Source organism: Streptomyces sp. NRRL B-1347 (assembly GCF_000720325.1).
In the GTDB taxonomy this organism is placed as follows: domain Bacteria; phylum Actinomycetota; class Actinomycetes; order Streptomycetales; family Streptomycetaceae; genus Streptomyces.
On record NZ_JOJM01000216.1, the window covers coordinates 1 to 1,467 of the forward strand.

The following is a 1,467-nucleotide window of genomic DNA, read 5'->3' on the forward strand; positions in this document are numbered from 1 at the left end:
GTACTACAGCCGTGACTTGTGTCCGTGTCCGGTAGTCGGGTGACGCGTTGATGTCTGTGTGGATACGCGGTGGGCGGTGCAGGTCTGGTCGGGTTGGTTCGATGACTTCTTCGCTGGGTTGGCGGGGGTGTTCGGGCGGGTGGAGCCGCGCCTGATGGCGATGGCGTATGTGAAGGCGTTGATCGCGCCGGTCGAGCGGAAGAGCGGCTGGCAGATCGCCGAGCATGTGGGACACGCGACGCCGGACCGGGTGCAGTGGTTCCTGGGCCGCTCGACCTGGTGTGCTGATCAACTCCGCGATGCGCTGCGGTCGTTCGTGGTGCGGTTTTTGGCCCGCGAGGACGGGGTGCTGGTGCTGGACGAGACCGCGTTTGTCAAGAAGGGCCGGATGTCGGCCGGGGTGGCCCCGCAGTATGCGGGTAGCACCGGGCAGATCGAGAACTGCCAGGTCGCGGTGTTCTGCGCGTACGCCACCGACAGCGGACGCGCTTTGATCGACCGCGAGTTGTATCTGCCCGCGAGCTGGTGCGCCGACGCCGGCCGCTGCCGCACTCAGCGCATCCCCCGGCCGCGGGCGAAGGCGGTGGTGACCAAGCCGGAACTGGGCCGGCGGATGATCGAGCGGTGCCGCCGGGCGCGCGTGCCGTTCGGCTGGGTGGCCGCCGACAGCGCCTACGGCCAGGACCGCAAGCTGCGCGCCGCACTCGAGCGGCGCCGCATCCCGTATGTGATGGCCGTCCCCGCCGACGAGACCGTGCACACCCACGCCACCGGCAACCTGCGCGCGGACGCGTTCGCCACCCAGATCCCGCTTCTCTTCGAGCGCCGCTCGTGCGGGGCCGGCGCCAAAGGGCCGCGCTCCTGTGACTGGGCCCTGGCCGAGGTGACCTGGCCCGGCGGGGCCGAGGGCGGCCCGCGCCGCGGCTACGTCCACCTGTTGCTGGTGCGGCGCTCGATCACGGATCCCAGCCAGATCGCCTACTTCGCCGTGCACGCCAAGAGCGGCACCCCGATCGGCGAGATCGTCCGCGTGATGGGCCTGCGCTGGTCCATCGAGGACTGCTTCGAGACCGCGAAATCCGACTGCGGTCTGGACCATTACGAGGTCCGCACCTGGGACGCCTGGCACCGCCACATCACCCTGTCCATGGCCGCCCTCGCCTTCCTGACCATCACCGCCACCCGCACCCACAACCTCGAACAACCCGATGTCACAGCCCAGTTGCCCACCCCCACCACACCCATCGGCACCGGCAAAGGGGGCTGACTGCCTATGTCGACAAGCTGATCCACTACACCGCCGAGGAGATCCGCCGCCTGCTCAACCGGCTCGCATGGGCCACATCACCTCCGCCACCAGCGATCGTGATCACCCAGTCGCACTGGCGCCGCGCCCACCAAGCCCGCGCGCAACGCTGCCACAACGCCGCCCGTGAGAGACGAGATCACGAGTCACGGCTGTAGTAC

The 1,467-nt window shown here is 69.2% G+C and carries 1 protein-coding gene; it reads left to right on the forward strand.

What is annotated here, in order from left to right; genetic code table 11:
• Nucleotides 1-58: 58 nt before the first annotated feature.
• The gene (locus IG74_RS0144555; protein ID WP_420710061.1) at nucleotides 59-1,267 is read left to right on the forward strand and encodes an IS701 family transposase; all 1,209 of its coding nucleotides are present in this window, start codon (nucleotides 59-61) and stop codon (nucleotides 1,265-1,267) included.
• Nucleotides 1,268-1,467 lie beyond the last annotated feature (200 nt).